The sequence below is a fragment of the Nocardioides taihuensis genome (assembly GCF_042657275.1).
Lineage (GTDB): Bacteria > Actinomycetota > Actinomycetes > Propionibacteriales > Nocardioidaceae > Nocardioides > Nocardioides taihuensis.
Genome location: NZ_JBHSKD010000009.1, coordinates 139,186 through 155,026 on the forward strand (window position 1 = coordinate 139,186; position 15,841 = coordinate 155,026).

The following is a 15,841-nucleotide window of genomic DNA, read 5'->3' on the forward strand; positions in this document are numbered from 1 at the left end:
ACCGGGAACGGGGTGCGTTCCCCCCGCCCCCGGCGGCCCCTCTCGACGTCAGTGCCAGTCGCTGATCCGGGTGTCGCGCGGCGCGGGGCTGCCCGTCCCGGTCTCCACCAGCGACTTCAGGCTGAGCAGGAACGTCGCCCACTTGGTGCTGCAGTGGTGCATGAACTCGACCGGCTCGCGCCAACCCCGATGGGCGAAGTTCACGATCGTCCAGTCGCCGTCCTGGCGCAGGTCCCAGTCGATCGTCGTGCCGACCCACTCCTCGGGGCCGTCCACGACTCGCCACGAGACCCGCTCGTCGGCACGCGTGTCGACGACCTCCATGTCGAAGCCGCCGACCGGCGGGAAGCGGAACTCCAGGACTCCCCCGGGCTCGCCACTCCCCTGCGTGTCGTCGGTCCACCACCGCGCGAGTCCCTCGGTCGTCGTCAGCGCGTCGTACACCTCGCGGGGCGAGGCGTCCTCGACCCCGACCCGGTGCAGGATGTCCACCATCGTCGTTCCCCTCTCCGTGTTGTCTCGTCAGTCGTCGCCGGAACGCTGGATGCTCTCGGCGATGCGTTTGATCCGCTGCAGGCGGGCGTCCCACGCGCGCCCCACGTCGTCGAGCTGGGCGACGGCCCGCTCGAGCTGGGCCCCGTCGACGCGGTAGCGCTTCTCGCGTCCCTCGGTCGACGCGTGCACCAGGCCGACGCGGTCGAGCACCGTCAGGTGCTTGGCCACCGCCTGGCGCGTGACGGGCAGGTGCTCGCTCAGCGACGTGGCCGTGCCGGTGCCGTCCGCGAGCAGGAGGTCGAGCATCCGGCGGCGCGTGGGGTCGCCCACCGCCGACCAGAGGTCGTCGTCCACGGGGCGCGCCGGGACGGTCACGACCGCGTGGCCAGCCGGGCGACGTACGGCGCGATCCGCGGCAGGAAGTGGTCCCACCCGGCGCCGTGCTCGCGGTACTGCTGCTCGAGCACCGCCGCCTCCCAGCCCATCTCGCGGAAACCCGTCTCGGTCATCCGCAGCAACGTGCCACCGTCGGTCGGTACCAGCTCGAAGGTGACGAGCAGCGAGTTGCCGCGACGCGCCTCCTCGCCGGCCGGGTGCGTCCACCGGAACGAGAAGGTGCGCGGTCGCTCGACCTCGACCACGGTGAACGAGGCCACCCCTCCCCCGGCACCCGGGTCACCGAAGACGATCTCCCCCGTCGCGCCCGGCGCCACGTCGTACCTCGCCTCGTCGGGCCACCACTCCCGGACGTGCTCGGGGTCGCTCACGACCTCGAACACCACCTCCGGCGCGGCCTCGACGAAGATCTCCCGCTCGATCGTCCCGAGCTCCTGGTCCACGATTCCTCCTGCAACGTTTGGTTGCAGATACCGTAGCGGCTTGTCGGGGTGTTGCGCAACTGGTGGTTGCGCATCTTCGTGCGGATTGGTCACCAACCGCACGGAAAGGGCGGTGGGAACCGTCGTTTGGTCACCAACCGCAATTGACCGGCCGACCGACGGCGGTCAGCCGAGGATGGCGACGGCGGCGTGGGTGACGCGGAGGTCGTCGGGCGGGCGGACGGTGAGGAAGGCGCTGCCGACGCGGTTGCCGTCGGCGTCGCGCACCCGGACCGAGCACTTGTAGAAGGAGCCCTCGACGAGCTTGTCGCAGCCCTCGAAGATGCCGCCGTAGACGTAGCCCTGCTCCTGCCAGGTCTGCAACGACGCGATGGCGTCGGGACCGGCCCAGTTCAGGGCGTCGTCCCAGCGCGCGGCGTTCACCTCCGCGGTGAGGCGCCGGACCACGGCCCTGGGCCGGGTGTGCAGCAGCGGCGGGTCGTAGGGGGCGGTCTTCAGGCGGCCGTCGAGGCAGGTGGCGCCTCCGATCGTCCCGGGCACGTCGTGCGCGGCGAGCTCGCCGCAGGCGAAGTCCTCCCCCACGCCCGTGACCAGGATCCGCCGCCAGGCGCCGGACCAGTCGGCGTAGATCGCGCGGTGGCTGGTGCGCGTGCAGCGCGCCGGGTCGCCCCCGTGCGCCGTCATCCCCTCGCGCGAGACCAGGATGTACCCCCGGGCCGCGTAGCGCCGGACGACCACCGTCGCGGAGTGCTCGCACGCCGTGCGGCTGCCCGCGGCGGTCCAGATCTCGTCGAGCCGGGTCCGCAGGTAGGTGCGGGGCGCCTTCGGCAGGCCGGCGAGGTCGTCGAGGCGCCCGCTGTGCCGCCACACCTCGTAGCCGGGAGCGTCCCACGAGAGGTCGACCTCGGTGCGCGCGGTCGCCGTCGGTGCTCCTGCCAGGGACCCGCCCACGAGCAGGGCGAGCGCGGCTGCGCGCACGACGAAGGACCTCACGCCGGAAGCCTAGGCGACCCTGGCCGCCCTCCGTGGACGCTCGCCGGAATGCGCCGCGACCCGTCCGGACGCGGACCGGCTGGACCGGGTGTGCAGATGCGGTGCAGACCGGGCGGATCCGTCGCCCGGCGGGGCCCGGGCTCCCTATCCTGAGCGCGTGGGAGCCACGTTGCCCCGTCTGTCCGCGACGCTCGCGGGCCTGACCGCGCTGGGGGCGGGGCTGGTCGTGGCCGGCTGGGCCGCCGGCAACGTCCTGCTCACCACGGGCTCCTCCGCCGGTACGGCCGCCAAGCTCAACACGGCCCTCGCGCTGATCGCGCTCGCGGCCGGCCTGATGGTCCACCGGCGCGCCGTCCGCGCCACGCTGGCCGGGGCCGTGGTGGTGCTGGTCGTGCTGACGCTGGCGCAGTACCTCCTCGACCTCGACCTCGGCATCGACGAGCTGCTGGTGACCGACACCAGCGGCGGTCCCCTGCCGCCCGGGCGGATGGCCGTCACCACGGGCGTCGGGCTGCTGTCCCTCGCCGCGTCGCAGCTGCTGCTCGGCGTACGGCGGTGGCGCGCGGCCGAGGTGGCGGCGGTCCCGGCCCTGCTCGTCGGCGCCGTGGCGCTCCTCGGTCACCTGCTCGCGGCGGGCCAGTCGTACGACGTGCCGACGTGGTCGCAGACCGCGGTGCCGTCCGCGGCCCTGCTCACCGCCCTCGCCCTGGCCCACCTGTGCCTGGTCCCGGGCGGCGTGGTGCCCTGGACGGTCACCGACCCGGGGCCCGGCGCCCAGCTGATGCGCCGCTACGCCGTCTTCACGCTGCTCGTCCTGCCCGCGCTCGGCTGGCTCCGGATCTCGCTGGTCGAGGCGGACCTGGTCGACGAGCGCTCGGGCATCGCCCTGGTGCTGTCCGGCTTCGCCGCGCTGGTCCTCGCCGCGACCTACCGCTTCGGCAAGCGGCTCGACGAGGAGAGCCGGGCTACCGGGGCGGCGCGCGACGACCTGCAGCGACTCAACGACGGCCTGGTGGAGGGCCGCGACGAGGCCTGGGCCCGCGCCGAGTCGCTGAGCCGCAGCCTCGAGGAGGAGCAGGCCCGGTTCGAGCGTGCGATCGGCCAGGTGCACGACCTGTTCTGGACCGTCGAGGTGCTCCCCGGCGGGCGCGTGGCCGTGCAGTACGCGACGGCGAACGCCCGTCTGCTCGTCGGCGGCGAGCTGCCGTCCGGCACCGACCCCGTCGCGGCGCTCGCGGACTTCGTGCACCCCGACGACCGGGAGGCGCGTGAACGCTTCGAGGCCAGCGTGGTGCGGGGCGAGGCGGCGGAGGTGGAGCTGCGCCTGATCGGCCTGGACGGGGTGACCCGCTGGGTGTGGGCGCGCGGCGTGCCCCGGCGTGAGGGCGACCGGCTGTTCTTCGACGGTCTCACCACCGACGTCTCCGAGCGCCGGGCGCTGGCCGACCAGCGCGAGGCGCTGCTCACCCTCGAGCGCGAGAAGGTCGAGGAGCTGCAGGACGTGGCCCGGATGCGCGACGAGTTCATCTCCGTGGCGGGCCACGAGCTCCGCACGCCGCTCACCTCGGTGCTGGGGTACGCGCGACACCTGCTGAGGTCTCCCGACCTCACTCCCGACCAGGAGCGGGCGCTGCGCGTGATCGAGACCCGGGCGACGCAGGTCACCGACCTGATCGAGGAGCTCTTCGAGGTCGCCGAGCTCAACGCCGGCATGACCCGGACCGACCTCGAACCGCTCGACCTGGGGAGCCTCGCTCACGAGGCCGCGCGTCACCACCAGGACGCGGCCGACACGGCCCGCGTCCGCCTCGTGGTCGACGTCCTCCCCTGCCCCGTGCTCGCGGACGCGGCCGCGCTCGGGCGGGCGCTGGACAGATTGGTGTCGGCCGTCGTGGCGTGGTCGCCCGCGGACGGGCAGGTCCGGGTGATCACCCGTCACGACGGTCGACGCGCCAGCGTCTCGGTGGTCGGGCACGGCCTGAGCCTCTCCCCCGACCAGGCGGCCCTGGCGTTCGAGCACTTCTTCTCCGGTGCCGGGCCGCTGGAGCGCGGCGCTGACGGCAGTCGCGTCGGCCTGGGCATCGTGAGGGCCGTCGTCGAGTCGCACGGTGGCGCCGTCGACGTCCTTACCGGCGAGGGCGACGCGACCGAGCTGCGCCTCGACCTCCCGCTCCTCGAGCAGGAGCCCGACGTGACCCAGCCCCCCGGCGTGCGCACACCGTCCGCGGGTACCTCCCCGGCATGAGCGACACCACCGACGACCAGCAGAGCCACGACGACCGCCTCACCACCCTCCAGGCCGTGGTGGACCGCGTCGGCGCCTGGCAGGGCGGCGCCCCCGAGGGCACTGTCGCCGCCGAGCTCCGCGCCGGCATCGCCGAGGCCGGGCTGACCGTCTCCGACGACGAGGTGGCGCGGCTCGCCGACGCCATCCAGGACGAGCACGGACGCGTCAGCGTGGCCGAGGCCCTGGGCTGAGGTGCCGATGAGCGACCGGCCCACCGACGACCGGCCCGATCCCGACCACCGCCGCCCCGCGGGTGTCGACGACGCCACCGTGGAGGCCCTCGGGTCCTTCTCCGAGGCCCTCGAGGCCATCGAGGTGGCGCGCGGCCACCTCTACACCTTCCACCGGCTCAGCGGCACCGCCGACCTCACCCTGGGCAAGGCCGTCGACCAGCTGCGCGAGGCCGGCCACACCGAGCTGGCCGACCTCGTCGACCGCGAGCTCGTGGGACGCAACGTGCTGCAGGGCCGCTGGACCTTCCAGGTCGTCGAGGAGTACGACGACGGCTACTACGCGACCTTCCGGCGCCTCGAGGCCGAGGCCCGCGAACGCCTGGTCGACGGCCGGCGGCACCTCTACGAGGCCGAGATGAAGGAGGACCGCCGCACCCGCGGCGTGCCCGGTCACGAGGCGACGCCCCCGGACGTCTGACGCCGGTCGTACGGTGTGGGCGTGCCCGCCACCCCCGAGCCCGCCACGCCGTACCACCGGGTCGACGTCGCCCGCCTGCAGCGCAACGTACGACGCGTCGCGGAGCAGGCGCGTGCGGCCGGCGTCGCGCTCCGGCCGCACGCGAAGACCCACAAGAGCGCCGAGGTCGCCCGGATGCAGCTGGCGGCCGGGGCCACCGGCATCACCGTGGCCACGGTCGCCGAGGCCGAGGCGTTCGTGGCCGCCGGCGTCGACGACGTGTTCGTCGCCTACCCGCTCTGGACGGATGCCACCACGGGTGCGCGGCTGCGCGCGCTGCTCGACCGCGCGCGGGTGGTCGTCGGCGCCGACTCCGTCGAGGGTGCGGCGGCCCTGGCCCGGCACTGCGGCAGCGACGTCGACGTGCTGGTCGAGGTCGACAGCGGTCACCACCGCACCGGGGTGACCCCCGAGGCCGCCGGCGCCCTCGCCGCCGCAGCGGTGGGGTGCGGCCTGGGCGTCCGCGGTGTCTTCACCTTCCCGGGTCACTCCTACGGCCCCGGGCTCGGCCCCGCCCCCGCCCGCGACGAGGCCACGGCCCTGGCCACGGCGGCGAGGTCGTTGGCCGCGGCCGGCATCGAGTCCGGGGTGGTCAGCGGCGGGTCGACGCCCTCCCTCGCCGACTCCCTGGCCGACCCCGGCCCGCTGACCGAGCTGCGGCCGGGTGTCTACGTCTTCGGCGACGCCCAGCAGTGGGAGCTCGACGCCCACCGGCCCGACGACGTCGCCCTCACCTGCCGCGGCACGGTGGTCAGCCTGGCCGGTGGCCGCGTCGTCCTCGACGCCGGCAGCAAGGCGCTCGGCGCCGACCGGCCGCCGTGGACGACCGGCTGGGGCCGCGTCGCCGGCCGGCCCGACGCCCGGGTGGTGCTGCTCTCGGAGCACCATGCCGTCCTCGACTGGGGCGCGGACGACCTGCCGCCACCGGGGTCGCGGGTCGACGTCGTGCCCAACCACGTCTGCGCGGCGGTCAACCTCGTCGACCGGGTGTGGGCCGACCACGGCGACGGCGAGCTCGAGCCCTGGCCGGTGCTGGCACGCGGGCCCGGGGGCTGAACGCAGCCTGAGACCCTGCAAGGAGGTGCTCAGGAACGGCCCCTACCCTGTGGCGCATGTCGACCCGCCCCCACTACCGCGCCCTCTCGCGCGCCGTGACGACCACCGCGCTCCTGCTCGGCCTCGGACTGCTCGCCGGATGCTCCGGCGACGGAGACTCCGGGGTCGCCACCGAGGCGTCCACCGACGGGGGCTCCGCGGCCTCGTCCGCGTCGAGCCAGGGCTCCGGCGGCGCCAGCTGCAGCTACCCGAACGACCCCGCCGGGGCCGCCAAGGAGGTCTCGCCCCCGCCCGCGCAGGCCACGGTCTCGGGTGACGTCACCGTCACCATGTCCACCAGCGTCGGGGACATCACCGCCGACCTCGACGCCGACAGCACCCCGTGCACGGTCGGTTCGTTCGTCTCCCTGGCCGAGCAGGGCTACTTCGACGACACGTCGTGCCACCGGCTCACCACCCAGGGCATCTACGTGCTGCAGTGCGGAGACCCGACCGGCACCGGCATGGGAGGCCCGGGCTACTCCTTCCCCGACGAGCTGAGCGGCTCCGAGAAGTACCCGGCCGGCACCCTCGCCATGGCCAACGCCGGGCCCGACACCAACGGGTCGCAGTTCTTCATCGTCTACGACGACACCGAGCTGCCGCCGTCGTACGCCGTGTTCGGCAAGGTCGACCCCGCCTCGCTGAAGACCGTCCAGGAGGTCGCGAAGCAGGGGACGCAGTCGGGCGGCCCCGACGGCCCGCCGAAGGAGAAGGTCGAGATCCAGTCGGTCACGGTCGGCTGACCCGACGGACACCCGGGCCGGTCGCGTCAGAGCGGCCAGGTCACGCCGGTCAGCTCCTCGGAGCACGCCCACAGGGCCTTGGCCAGGTCGGGGTCGCCGGCGGCCGCGCTGCGGCCGACCGGCACCGGCCAGCCGTGCATGCCGAGCAGCCGCCCGGAGGGTCCGAGGTAGGTGTTGCCCGGCAGGTCGAGGACGGCGGCGTGCACCGTGGTCAGCGCCCCGCGCCACGGCGGCATGCCGGTCAGACGGTGCCCGAGCGCGCCGACCCGGGTCAGCACGCCGCTGCCGGTGTGTCCGGTGATGCCCGTGGCCGTCGAGCCGGGGTGGGCGCCCGTCGCCCGCAGCCGCGAGCCCGCGACCGTGAGCCGGCGCTGGAGCTCGGCGAGGAAGAGCAGGTTGGCCAGCTTGGACGTCGCGTAGGCCGCCGTGGGGCGGTAGCCGCGCCGCTGCCAGTCCAGGTCGTCGAGGTCGAGCCGTGCCCGCCGGTGCGCGGACGACGACACCACGACCACGCGGTCGCCGAGCCGGGGCAGCAGGAGGAGGGCCAGGGCGAAGTGACCGAGGTGGTTGGTCGCCAGCTGCAGCTCGTGGCCGTCGACCGACCGCGCGAACGGCACCGCCATCACCCCGGCGTTGGCGACGAGCACGTCCACCGCCCCGGTGGCGGCAGCGAACGCGCGCACGGACGAGAGGTCGGCGACGTCGAGCCTGCGGACCTCCGTGGTGCCGCGCAGCCCCGGCCGGAAGCCCCGCACCGCCGCCTGGCCGCGGGCCGGGTCGCGGACGGCCAGGACGACGTGCGCACCGAGCGCGACCAGCAGCTCCGCCGTGGCCAGTCCCAGGCCGCCCGACGCCCCGGTCACCACGACGACGCGGCCGTCCTGCCGCGGCAGGCGCGCCCAGGCCGGCGGCTCCGGGGTCGCGGCGACCATCAGGCCTCGACGAACTCGATCGGGGTCCCGAGCTGGACGGTGCGGCTCACGGTGCAGACCTGCTCGTGGGTCCGGCGGATGGCCTGCGGCAGCCGCTCGCGCGCCCGGTCGCCGTCCTCCCCCTCGGGGAACTCGGCGACGAGCTCGAGCAGCAGGTCGACGAGCCGCTGGCCCTGGTCGTCGCGGACCTTGCGGCCGCTCATCTCCATCTCGAAGCGGGTCGGCACCGCGTGGCGCGCGGTGATCGCGTCCACCGTCACCGCGCTGCAGCCCGCGATCGCGACCAGCAGCAGCTCGACCGGGGAGAACTCGTCACGGTCGCCGGTCCCGAGGGTCAGCGTCCCTCCCCGCACGTTGGTGGCGCGGAAGCCGCCGCCCGGGAGCCGCTCGAGCTCGATGCTGCGCCTGTCGTCGCCCATGGTCCGAAGACTGCCAGACAGCCCGACGGCCCGGGAGCGGGTGCTCCCGGGCCGTCGGGTCCTGCTGATCACCGGTGCCGGGCACCGGGGGGTGTCACTTGATCTTCACCTCCGCCCGGGCGCGGCCCTGGACGACCAGGCCGGTCGGCTCCGAGGTCGCCCGGGTGTGCGTCGAGCTGCGACGGCTGTAGGTGCTCAGCGTGCCGACGACCTCGTCGTTCGCCACGGACTTGGCGAGCACCTTCTGCAGCTGGTCGAGGTTGTCCGCGCGCCAGACCGGGGTGTAGTCCCAGTCGCCGCCCTCGACGTAGAGGTAGCCGTGGCGGCGGGCCTTCTCCGGGACGGCGAAGGACAGCGGCGTGGAGCTGAGGTCGCCCGTCACCGAGTCCTTCAGCATCGCGACGACCCTGAGCGTGCCGCCGTTCTGCACCACGGCCGGGTGGCGGCGGTTGATGTCGACGAGCTCGCCGCCGACCTTCTGCTGGAGCCCCACGACCCGCAGCGTGTCGAGGTTGTCGTTGACGGCCGAGTCGGCGGTCACGTCCTCGATGGTCACGCCGGGGAAGTCGCTGAGGACCCAGACCAGGTCGGCCAGCTCCCACACGGACTCGTAGGCGATGTCGTAGGTGGAGGTGTAGACGTCGGACGAGGAGATCTCGAACGGCGTGCCGTTGTTGTCACCCGTCACGGTCCACGAGACGTCCGAGGAGCCCTCGACGATCGCGTCGAGCACGCTGTCGTGGTTCGCCAGCTGCTCGTAGAAGGTCACCGACGCGTTCGCGTCGGGGATCGAGACCTCGCTGCTGCCCGTGCGCTCACGGCCCTGGTAGGACACGTGCGAGCTGACCGTCGCGTAGTCGGGCAGCGCGCCGAAGGAGCCGCTGATGCCGGCGAGGTGGTCACCGTCGATGGTGCCGGCCGGGTCGCCGAGGTTGGCCACCTTGAACGGCGAGCCCAGCGACTCGGGCTGGATGTAGAGCGCGTCGGCGGGGTGGAGGGTCAGCGTGGTGTCGCCCAGGAAGTCGAACGGGTGGCCGAAGGCGACGACGCCGTTGTTGCAGACGCTGGTCGCGGTGCCGACGCCGCCGAAGGTGATGTCGCCGAACGACGCCGTCGCGGCCAGGTTGCCACCGGCGATGATGTCCTCCGGGGCCGAGTCGGCCGCTGCGATGCCGCCGCCGGAGCTCGACAGCTTCTTCACCAGGTACTTGTTCTCCTGGAACTTCGTGTAGGCGGCGCCGTGCTTCAGCGAGGCGATCCGCTGCTGGGAGAGGCCGACCATGCTGCGCGGGATGCGCAGCTGCTTGAACGTCATGGCCTTGTCGGCACTGGTGCCGGCGGCAGCCGCGACGGTCTTGGCCTGCGCGGCGCTGAGCTCGACCTTGCGGGCGAACCCGCTGGCCGGCAGGTAGTCGTCCATCTTCTCGAACGGCGTGATGCCGGCGACGGACGACGGCCCCCACGAGAGGCCGTAGGCGACGGCGCCGATCAGGTCACCGTTCTCGTCGTACACCGGCGATCCGGACATGCCGGCCCAGATGCCGCCGGCGTCCTGGATGGCGGGCGAGTCGAGGTCGGCCATCACCATGTCGAGGCCGGGTGCGATGCCGTCCTTGATGACGCCCAGGATCTCGCCGCTGAACGGGGCGGGGTCGACCCCCGAGGAGACGGTGAGGCCGTTGACGAGGTCGCCCTTGGCGATCCCGGAGACGGGGGCTGCGGGGATGCAGTCCTCCGCGGGTGCGGCGGACACCGCGGGTGGTGCGGTGACGGTCGCGGCGGTGCCGACGAGCGCCGCTGAGGCGACGAGCGCGGCCGCGATGCGGCCCCGCCGTCGGGCGTTGTTGTACATGGTCACTCCCTCTCCGAGACGGGCGTGACACCGTGTACACGCCCCCGTTGCTGCTCCTAGGACGTCGACGGGGACCAGATGGTTGCCTTGGTCACATCGGCTGCCCGGGGCAGCCGCACACTAGTGTCGATCACGTCCACGCGAGACCAACACGGCCAAAGGACCTCAGATCGTGTCTTCAGGAGCCGTCCCCACGGGTCGGGTGGCTGTCGCGGCCACCGGCAGGCAGGCGCTCGAGGCCGGGCTCGCGGTGGCGGCGGAGGGCGGCAACGCCGTCGACGCGGCGCTCGCCGCCGGCTTCGTCGCCCTGGCCACCGAGCCGGGGATGGTCAGCCTCGGCGGCGGCTGCTTCGTCTCCGTCTGGCCGGCGGGCGGCGCGCCCGAGGTGGTCGACGGGAACGTGGAGATGCCGGGTCGGGGGCTTCCCGCGGAGCGGTTCGGGCACGGGGTGCGCGAGGTCGCCACGTCGTACGGCGGCGGGGTGATCATGCACGCCGGCCACGGCTCGGTGGCCACGCCCGGCATCGTCCCTGCGCTCGGCGAGGCCCACGAGCGGTGGGCCCGGTTGCCGTGGGAGCGTCTGGTGGCCCCGGCCGTGCACGCCGCCCGCGACGGCTACCCGATGAGTGGAGCGGCCGCGCGCTTCCTGGCCATCGTCGCCGACTCCCTGATGGCCGGGGACCCCGAGACCCACGCGCTGATCACCCACCCCGACGGCCGCCTGGCCGCCGGGGGCGAGGTCGTGCGCAACCCGGCGCTGGCCGACGTGCTCGACCAGCTCGGCCGCGAGGGGCCGTCGCTGTTCACGACCGGGGCCGTCGGCCGCGCGCTCGCGGCCCAGATGGCGGCCGGCGGCGGCCTGGTCACCGGGGACGACCTCGCGGCGTACCGGGCCGTCGTGCGCCCCGCGCACCGTACCCACGTCGGCGACTGGGAGGTGGCCAGCAACCCGCCGCCCGCGGTCGGCGGACCGCTGCTGGCGGTCATGCTCGGCGAGCTGGCCCGCCGCGGGAACTGGACGTGGGGCGACGCGCTCGAGGTGCAGCGGGTCGTGCTCGCCTACCGCGCCGACGTGCACGACCTCTCCCACGACCTCGAGGCCGACGGCCAGGCGCTGCTCGACGCCGTCGACGCCCGCGGGCTGGCGGCCCTGACGGGGTCCCCCTCGACGGCACACGTCTCCGCGGTCGACGACGACGGCAACGCCTGCGCGCTCACCATGAGCAGCGGGTACGGCGCCGGGCTGTGCATCCCGGACACCGGCATCCTGCTCAACAACTGCCTCGGCGAGGTCGAGCTCAACCGGCACGGCCTGCACGCGCTCCCGCCCGGCACGCGGCTGGCCTCCAACATGGCGCCCACCACCGCACGCGCCACCGACGGCCGGGCGCTGGCCGTCGGCTCCCCCGGCGCCGACCGGATCACCACCGCGCTGATGCTGGTGCTCGGCCAGGGCTGCCTCCACGGCGCCGACCTCCAGCAGGCGATCGACCGGCCACGGCTGCACGTGCGCCGGGTGCCGGCCGACGTCGGGCACGCCGGCGACGCGGCGGCGACCTACCTCGTCGAGCACGAGCGCGACCCCGACCTCGCGGCGGCTGTCGTCGCGAGCGGGCTGCCCGGCCACGAGTACCCGGAGCCCCACATGTACTTCGGCGGCGTCGGTGCCGCGCTCCGCCGCGCCGACGGCTCGCTGCAGGCCGCCGGCGACGCCCGGCGCGAGGCGGCGGTCGGCGTCAGCGGGTGACCCTCCCCGCCGTCGCCTTCGTGGTCCTAGTGTTGGCGCGTGACGAATCCCTCCCGGAGCCTGCAGCAGACCGAGGCCATCGCCCGCCACGACCTCCTCACGGTCGAGCGGTACGACGTGGACCTCGACCTCGCCTCGGACGACCAGACCTTCCGCTCGGTCACCACGATCACCTTCGAGTCGCGCGGCGGCGACACCTTCCTCGACCTCAAGCCGCGCCAGGTGCACGAGGTCCGGCTCGACGACCGGGTCCTCGACGCCGACACCCTCGACCGCGGGCGGCTGCCGCTCTCGACGACGCCCGGGCGGCACGTGCTGGTCGTCGACGCGACGATGGCGTTCCGCAACGACGGGGAGGGCCTGCACCGCAGCGTCGACCCGGCCGACGGGGAGCACTACGTCTACGGCATGAGCTTCATGGACGCCGCGCCCAGCATCTTCGCCTGCTTCGACCAGCCCGACCTCAAGGCGCCGTACACCCTCCACGTCCGCGCGCCGCGCGACTGGGTGGTGATCGGCAACGCCCCCGGGCGCCAGGTCGAGCCGGGGGTCTGGGAGCTCGACGAGACGCCGCCGCTCTCGACCTACTTCGTCACCCTGGTCGCCGGGCCCTACCACGTGGTCCGCGACGAGCACGACGGCATCCCGCTCGGGCTCTCGGCGCGCCGGAGCATCGCCGGGGACCTCGACGCCGACGCCGACGAGCTGTTCACGATGACGCGGCAGTGCTTCGACGAGTTCCACCGGCTGTTCGGCATCCGCTACCCGTTCGGGAACTACCACCAGGCGTTCGTGCCGGAGTTCAACGCGGGCGCGATGGAGAACCCCGGCTGCGTCACGTTCCGCGACCCGCTGGTCTTCTCGAGCAAGGTGACCCGCGGCGTGCGGATCCAGCGCGCGACGACGGTGGCCCACGAGATGGCGCACCAGTGGTTCGGCAACATCGTGACCCCGCGGTGGTGGGACGACCTGTGGCTCAACGAGTCGTTCGCCGAGTACATGGGCAACCGGGTCACCGCCGACGTCACCGAGTTCGGCGACGCCTGGACCCACAACGCCTACGCCCGCCGGCAGTGGGGGCTGATCGCCGACCAGCGCCCCAGCACCCACCCGGTCGCCGGCAACGGCGCCGCCGACGCCAGCAGCGCGCTGCAGGACTTCGACGGCATCTCCTACGCCAAGGGGTCGAGCGTCCTCAAGCAGCTCAACGCGACGCTCGGCGACGAGGTCTTCTTCGCCGGCGCCATCGACCACTTCACGCGGCACCGCTTCGGCAACGCCACCATGCACGACCTGTTCGCGAGCTGGGAGCAGGCCGGCGCGGGCGACCTGTCGTCGTTCACGAGCAGCTGGTTGCGCACCGCCGGGCCCGACGCGGTCGTGCTCGACCGCGGGGCAGGCGTCGTGCGGCGCACCCCGCCGGCCGACCACCCCGCCGACCGCTCGCACGCCATCCGGGTCGCCTCGGCGCGGCCGGGTGGCGACGGCTGGACGGTGGACCGGCTGACCGTCAGCGGCCCCGAGACTCCGTACGCCGTGGACGCGGGCACCGCGGTGGTGCTCGACCCCTACGAGGACTCCTGGGCGCTGGTCCAGCCCGACGAGGAGACCGTGCGGCTGCTCCCCCGCCTGCTGCCCGACACCCACGACACCCTGCTGCGCGCGGGGGTGTGGAACAACGTCCGCAGCGCCTTCCACAACGCCGCGATCGCCCCGGAGGCCGTGCTCGACGTGCTCGAGGCGGCGCTGCCGGTGGAGGACTCCGACGACGCGCTCTTCTTCACGCTCCCCTGGCTGACCGGCAAGGTCGCCGCGCTCAGCGTCGACCCGGTCGGCTCGCTCCACCGCGTGCACCGGGCCACCGTGGCCAAGTTGGAGGGCTGCGAGCCGGGCAGCACGCTCCAGCTCGCCGCCTACCAGGGCGCCGTCAGCTCCTGCACCGACGCTGCCCTGCTGCGGTCGTGGCTCGAGGGCCGTGACCTCCCCGACGGGATCGAGCTCGACGTCGACCTGCGGTGGCGGGTCCTCGTGCAGCTCGCCGTGCTCGGCGAGACCGACGAGGCGGAGCTCGACGCCGCCCTCGCCGCCGACCCCAACGCGCGCTCGAGCGTCGAGCACGCCCGCGCCCGCGCCTCGCTGCCCGACGCGGCGGCCAAGGCCTGGGCGTGGCAGCGGTTCACCGGCGAGGTCGACGTGCCCAACTACGAGCTCGAGGCCTGCGGGCTCGGCATGTGGCGGGTCGGCCAGGACGACGTGCTCGCGCCGTACGTCGACCGCTACTTCGCCGACCTGCCCGGCACCGTCGAGGTCCGGTCTGGCTGGGTGCTGGCCGACGCGGCGGGCGACTTCTTCCCGCTCACGTCGGTCACGCCTGCGACCGTCGAGCGCGCCCGGGCCCTGGCGGGCGACGAGGGCCTCGAGCGCTCGATCCGGCGCCGGCTGGTCGACCAGGCCGACGAGCTCGAGCGGCGGCTGGCCGTCAAGCGCGCCTTCGGGGGGTCGTGAGCACCCGCCCGCGCCGTCCCGGGCCGACGGTCCGGGTGCGCGTCGACGAGCTGCGCGCCGACGTCGACGACCGGCACCACGAGGACCGGCTGGCGACCGAGGAGCCGCTGGAGGTGCGGCTGGCGTGGCCGGGCGTCCCCGCGCGGCGTGTGTGGGTCACCATGCGCACCCCCGGGCACGACTTCGAGCTCGCCGCCGGCTGGGTCGTGCACGAGGGGCTCGCCGCCCCGGAGGACCTCCACACCGTCGTCTACTGCACCGACCGCGACCTGACGCCCGAGCAGGAGTTCAACGTCGTCACCGTCACGCTCGACAAGCCACCCGCGCGCGACCCCGGCCACCGGCACACCGCGCAGTCGGCCGGCAGCTCGGCCTGCGGGGTCTGCGGCAAGGACAGCCTCGACGAGGCGCTGGCCGTCGTGGCTGCGGCGCGCTGGACCGGCGCGCTGCCCGCGCCGGACGTCGTACGACGGCTGCCCGACACGCTGCGCGAGCGGCAGCCGGTCTTCGACCGCACCGGCGGCGTGCACGCGGCCGGCCTGTTCACCGCGGACGGCGAGGTGCTCGTCGTCCGCGAGGACGTGGGGCGGCACAACGCCGTCGACAAGGTCACCGGGGCCCGCGTGCTCGCTGGCGACTCCCCCGCGGCCGCCTGCCTGGTGGTGAGCGGACGCGCCGGCTTCGAGCTCGTGCAGAAGGCGGCGGCCGCCGGGGTCGGCGCCCTGGTCGCCGTGGGCGCGCCGACCAGCCTGTCGGCCGACCTGGCCCGCCGCAGCGGCCTCGCGCTCTACGGCTTCACCGGGCCCGGACGCACCGTCCGCTACGCCTCCGGGGGCGACGCGACTTGAGTCTGCGGCCCCGACTTGTCACGGTGGAGGGGTCCTGACCGCGATCGGAAGCGAGCCCATGCTCACCCTGACCGACAACGCCAGCACGCTCATCAGCGACATCGCCCAGCAGATCCCGCAGGCCTCCGGGCTGCGGATCGCCACCGGGGAGGTGGACGGGCAGCCCGCCTTCGAGGTCACGCCCGTGGCCGACCCCGAGCCCGGCGACCAGGTGCTCGAGCAGGGCGGCGCGACCGTCTACCTCGACCAGGCCGCCGCCCTCGAGCTCGACGACAAGGTGCTCGACGCCACCGTCGACCAGGGCAGCGGCTCGGTGCAGTTCGGCCTGGCCCCCCGGGGCTGAGCCAGCCCACCCGGCGGCCGGCCCGGCAGCCGGACTGACAGCACCCGACG

16 protein-coding genes are annotated in these 15,841 nt (G+C 74.3%); 9 read left to right on the plus strand and 7 right to left on the minus strand.

Going from position 1 to position 15,841, the window contains the following annotated elements; genetic code table 11:
* Positions 1–48: 48 nt before the first annotated feature.
* From ACFPGP_RS10185 to ACFPGP_RS10200, 4 genes are all read right to left on the minus strand, one after another.
* Positions 49–495 (minus strand): SRPBCC family protein, encoded by a 447-nt coding sequence (locus ACFPGP_RS10185; RefSeq protein ID WP_378589763.1) that lies wholly within the window; start codon positions 493–495, stop codon positions 49–51.
* 27 nt (positions 496–522) lie between these two features.
* Positions 523–849: an ArsR/SmtB family transcription factor gene (locus ACFPGP_RS10190; RefSeq protein WP_378589765.1), complete on the minus strand. Its 327-nt coding sequence runs from the start codon at positions 847–849 to the stop codon at positions 523–525.
* 17 nt (positions 850–866) lie between these two features.
* Positions 867–1,334 (minus strand): SRPBCC family protein, encoded by a 468-nt coding sequence (locus tag ACFPGP_RS10195; RefSeq protein ID WP_378589767.1) that lies wholly within the window; start codon positions 1,332–1,334, stop codon positions 867–869.
* Between the two features lie 165 nt (positions 1,335–1,499).
* Positions 1,500–2,327 carry a hypothetical protein gene (locus tag ACFPGP_RS10200; protein ID WP_378589768.1) on the minus strand — a complete coding sequence of 276 codons (828 nt, stop codon included), beginning with the start codon at positions 2,325–2,327 and terminating at the stop codon, positions 1,500–1,502.
* 157 nt (positions 2,328–2,484) lie between these two features.
* Here ACFPGP_RS10200 and ACFPGP_RS10205 point away from each other — a divergent pair, with 157 nt between their 5' ends.
* The 5 genes from ACFPGP_RS10205 to ACFPGP_RS10225 are packed head-to-tail and all read left to right on the plus strand — an operon-like array spanning position 2,485 to position 7,145.
* Complete coding sequence (locus ACFPGP_RS10205; RefSeq protein WP_378589769.1) at positions 2,485–4,572, plus strand: PAS domain-containing sensor histidine kinase; 2,088 nt, start codon at positions 2,485–2,487, stop codon at positions 4,570–4,572.
* Positions 4,569–4,805 carry a hypothetical protein gene (locus ACFPGP_RS10210; RefSeq protein WP_378589771.1) on the plus strand — a complete coding sequence of 79 codons (237 nt, stop codon included), beginning with the start codon at positions 4,569–4,571 and terminating at the stop codon, positions 4,803–4,805. Before ACFPGP_RS10205 ends, ACFPGP_RS10210 begins: the two co-directional genes overlap by 4 nt.
* 7 nt (positions 4,806–4,812) lie before the next feature.
* Positions 4,813–5,265 carry a hypothetical protein gene (locus ACFPGP_RS10215; protein ID WP_378589772.1) on the plus strand — a complete coding sequence of 151 codons (453 nt, stop codon included), beginning with the start codon at positions 4,813–4,815 and terminating at the stop codon, positions 5,263–5,265.
* Between the two features lie 21 nt (positions 5,266–5,286).
* A complete protein-coding gene (locus tag ACFPGP_RS10220) occupies positions 5,287–6,360 on the plus strand; it encodes an alanine racemase (protein ID WP_378589777.1) in 1,074 nt (357 codons plus the stop codon).
* A 56-nt stretch (positions 6,361–6,416) separates the two neighbouring features.
* Positions 6,417–7,145, plus strand: a complete 729-nt coding sequence (locus tag ACFPGP_RS10225; RefSeq protein ID WP_378589778.1) for a peptidylprolyl isomerase — start codon at positions 6,417–6,419, stop codon at positions 7,143–7,145.
* Positions 7,146–7,171: 26 nt separating this feature from the next.
* On the opposite strand, the gene ACFPGP_RS10230 is transcribed toward ACFPGP_RS10225, so the two are convergent.
* From ACFPGP_RS10230 to ACFPGP_RS10240, 3 genes are all read right to left on the minus strand, one after another.
* Entirely contained in the window at positions 7,172–8,077 is a 906-nt protein-coding gene (locus tag ACFPGP_RS10230; RefSeq protein WP_378589780.1) for an SDR family NAD(P)-dependent oxidoreductase, read from the minus strand.
* Entirely contained in the window at positions 8,077–8,496 is a 420-nt protein-coding gene (locus tag ACFPGP_RS10235; RefSeq protein ID WP_378589782.1) for an OsmC family protein, read from the minus strand. Before ACFPGP_RS10235 ends, ACFPGP_RS10230 begins: the two co-directional genes overlap by 1 nt.
* A gap of 94 nt (positions 8,497–8,590) precedes the next feature.
* Positions 8,591–10,348, minus strand: a complete 1,758-nt coding sequence (locus ACFPGP_RS10240) for a hypothetical protein (RefSeq protein ID WP_378589784.1) — start codon at positions 10,346–10,348, stop codon at positions 8,591–8,593.
* Positions 10,349–10,520: 172 nt separating this feature from the next.
* Here ACFPGP_RS10240 and ACFPGP_RS10245 point away from each other — a divergent pair, with 172 nt between their 5' ends.
* The 4 genes from ACFPGP_RS10245 to ACFPGP_RS10260 are packed head-to-tail and all read left to right on the plus strand — an operon-like array spanning position 10,521 to position 15,791.
* The gene (locus tag ACFPGP_RS10245; RefSeq protein WP_378589786.1) at positions 10,521–12,095 is read left to right on the plus strand and encodes a gamma-glutamyltransferase; all 1,575 of its coding nucleotides are present in this window, start codon (positions 10,521–10,523) and stop codon (positions 12,093–12,095) included.
* Positions 12,096–12,134: 39 nt separating this feature from the next.
* Positions 12,135–14,600, plus strand: a complete 2,466-nt coding sequence (gene pepN, locus ACFPGP_RS10250) for an aminopeptidase N (RefSeq protein WP_378589787.1) — start codon at positions 12,135–12,137, stop codon at positions 14,598–14,600.
* Positions 14,597–15,448, plus strand: coding sequence for a formate dehydrogenase accessory sulfurtransferase FdhD (locus tag ACFPGP_RS10255; RefSeq protein WP_378589789.1), 852 nt, complete (start codon positions 14,597–14,599; stop codon positions 15,446–15,448). The genes pepN and ACFPGP_RS10255 overlap by 4 nt, the downstream gene beginning before the upstream one ends.
* Positions 15,449–15,506: 58 nt before the next feature.
* Positions 15,507–15,791 (plus strand): Fe-S cluster assembly protein HesB, encoded by a 285-nt coding sequence (locus ACFPGP_RS10260; protein WP_378589791.1) that lies wholly within the window; start codon positions 15,507–15,509, stop codon positions 15,789–15,791.
* Positions 15,792–15,841 lie beyond the last annotated feature (50 nt).

Excerpts from the sequence above, each read along its gene's own strand:
- ACFPGP_RS10185 (WP_378589763.1), bottom strand. The coding sequence starts at position 495 with ATGGTGGACATCCTGCACCGGGTCGGGGTCGAGGACGCCTCGCCCCGC.
- ACFPGP_RS10210 (WP_378589771.1), top strand. The coding sequence starts at position 4,569 with ATGAGCGACACCACCGACGACCAGCAGAGCCACGACGACCGCCTCACC.
- ACFPGP_RS10215 (WP_378589772.1), top strand. The coding sequence starts at position 4,813 with ATGAGCGACCGGCCCACCGACGACCGGCCCGATCCCGACCACCGCCGC.
- ACFPGP_RS10225 (WP_378589778.1), top strand. The coding sequence starts at position 6,417 with ATGTCGACCCGCCCCCACTACCGCGCCCTCTCGCGCGCCGTGACGACC.
- ACFPGP_RS10230 (WP_378589780.1), bottom strand. The coding sequence starts at position 8,077 with ATGGTCGCCGCGACCCCGGAGCCGCCGGCCTGGGCGCGCCTGCCGCGG.
- ACFPGP_RS10235 (WP_378589782.1), bottom strand. The coding sequence starts at position 8,496 with ATGGGCGACGACAGGCGCAGCATCGAGCTCGAGCGGCTCCCGGGCGGC.
- ACFPGP_RS10240 (WP_378589784.1), bottom strand. The coding sequence starts at position 10,348 with ATGTACAACAACGCCCGACGGCGGGGCCGCATCGCGGCCGCGCTCGTC.
- ACFPGP_RS10260 (WP_378589791.1), top strand. The coding sequence starts at position 15,507 with ATGCTCACCCTGACCGACAACGCCAGCACGCTCATCAGCGACATCGCC.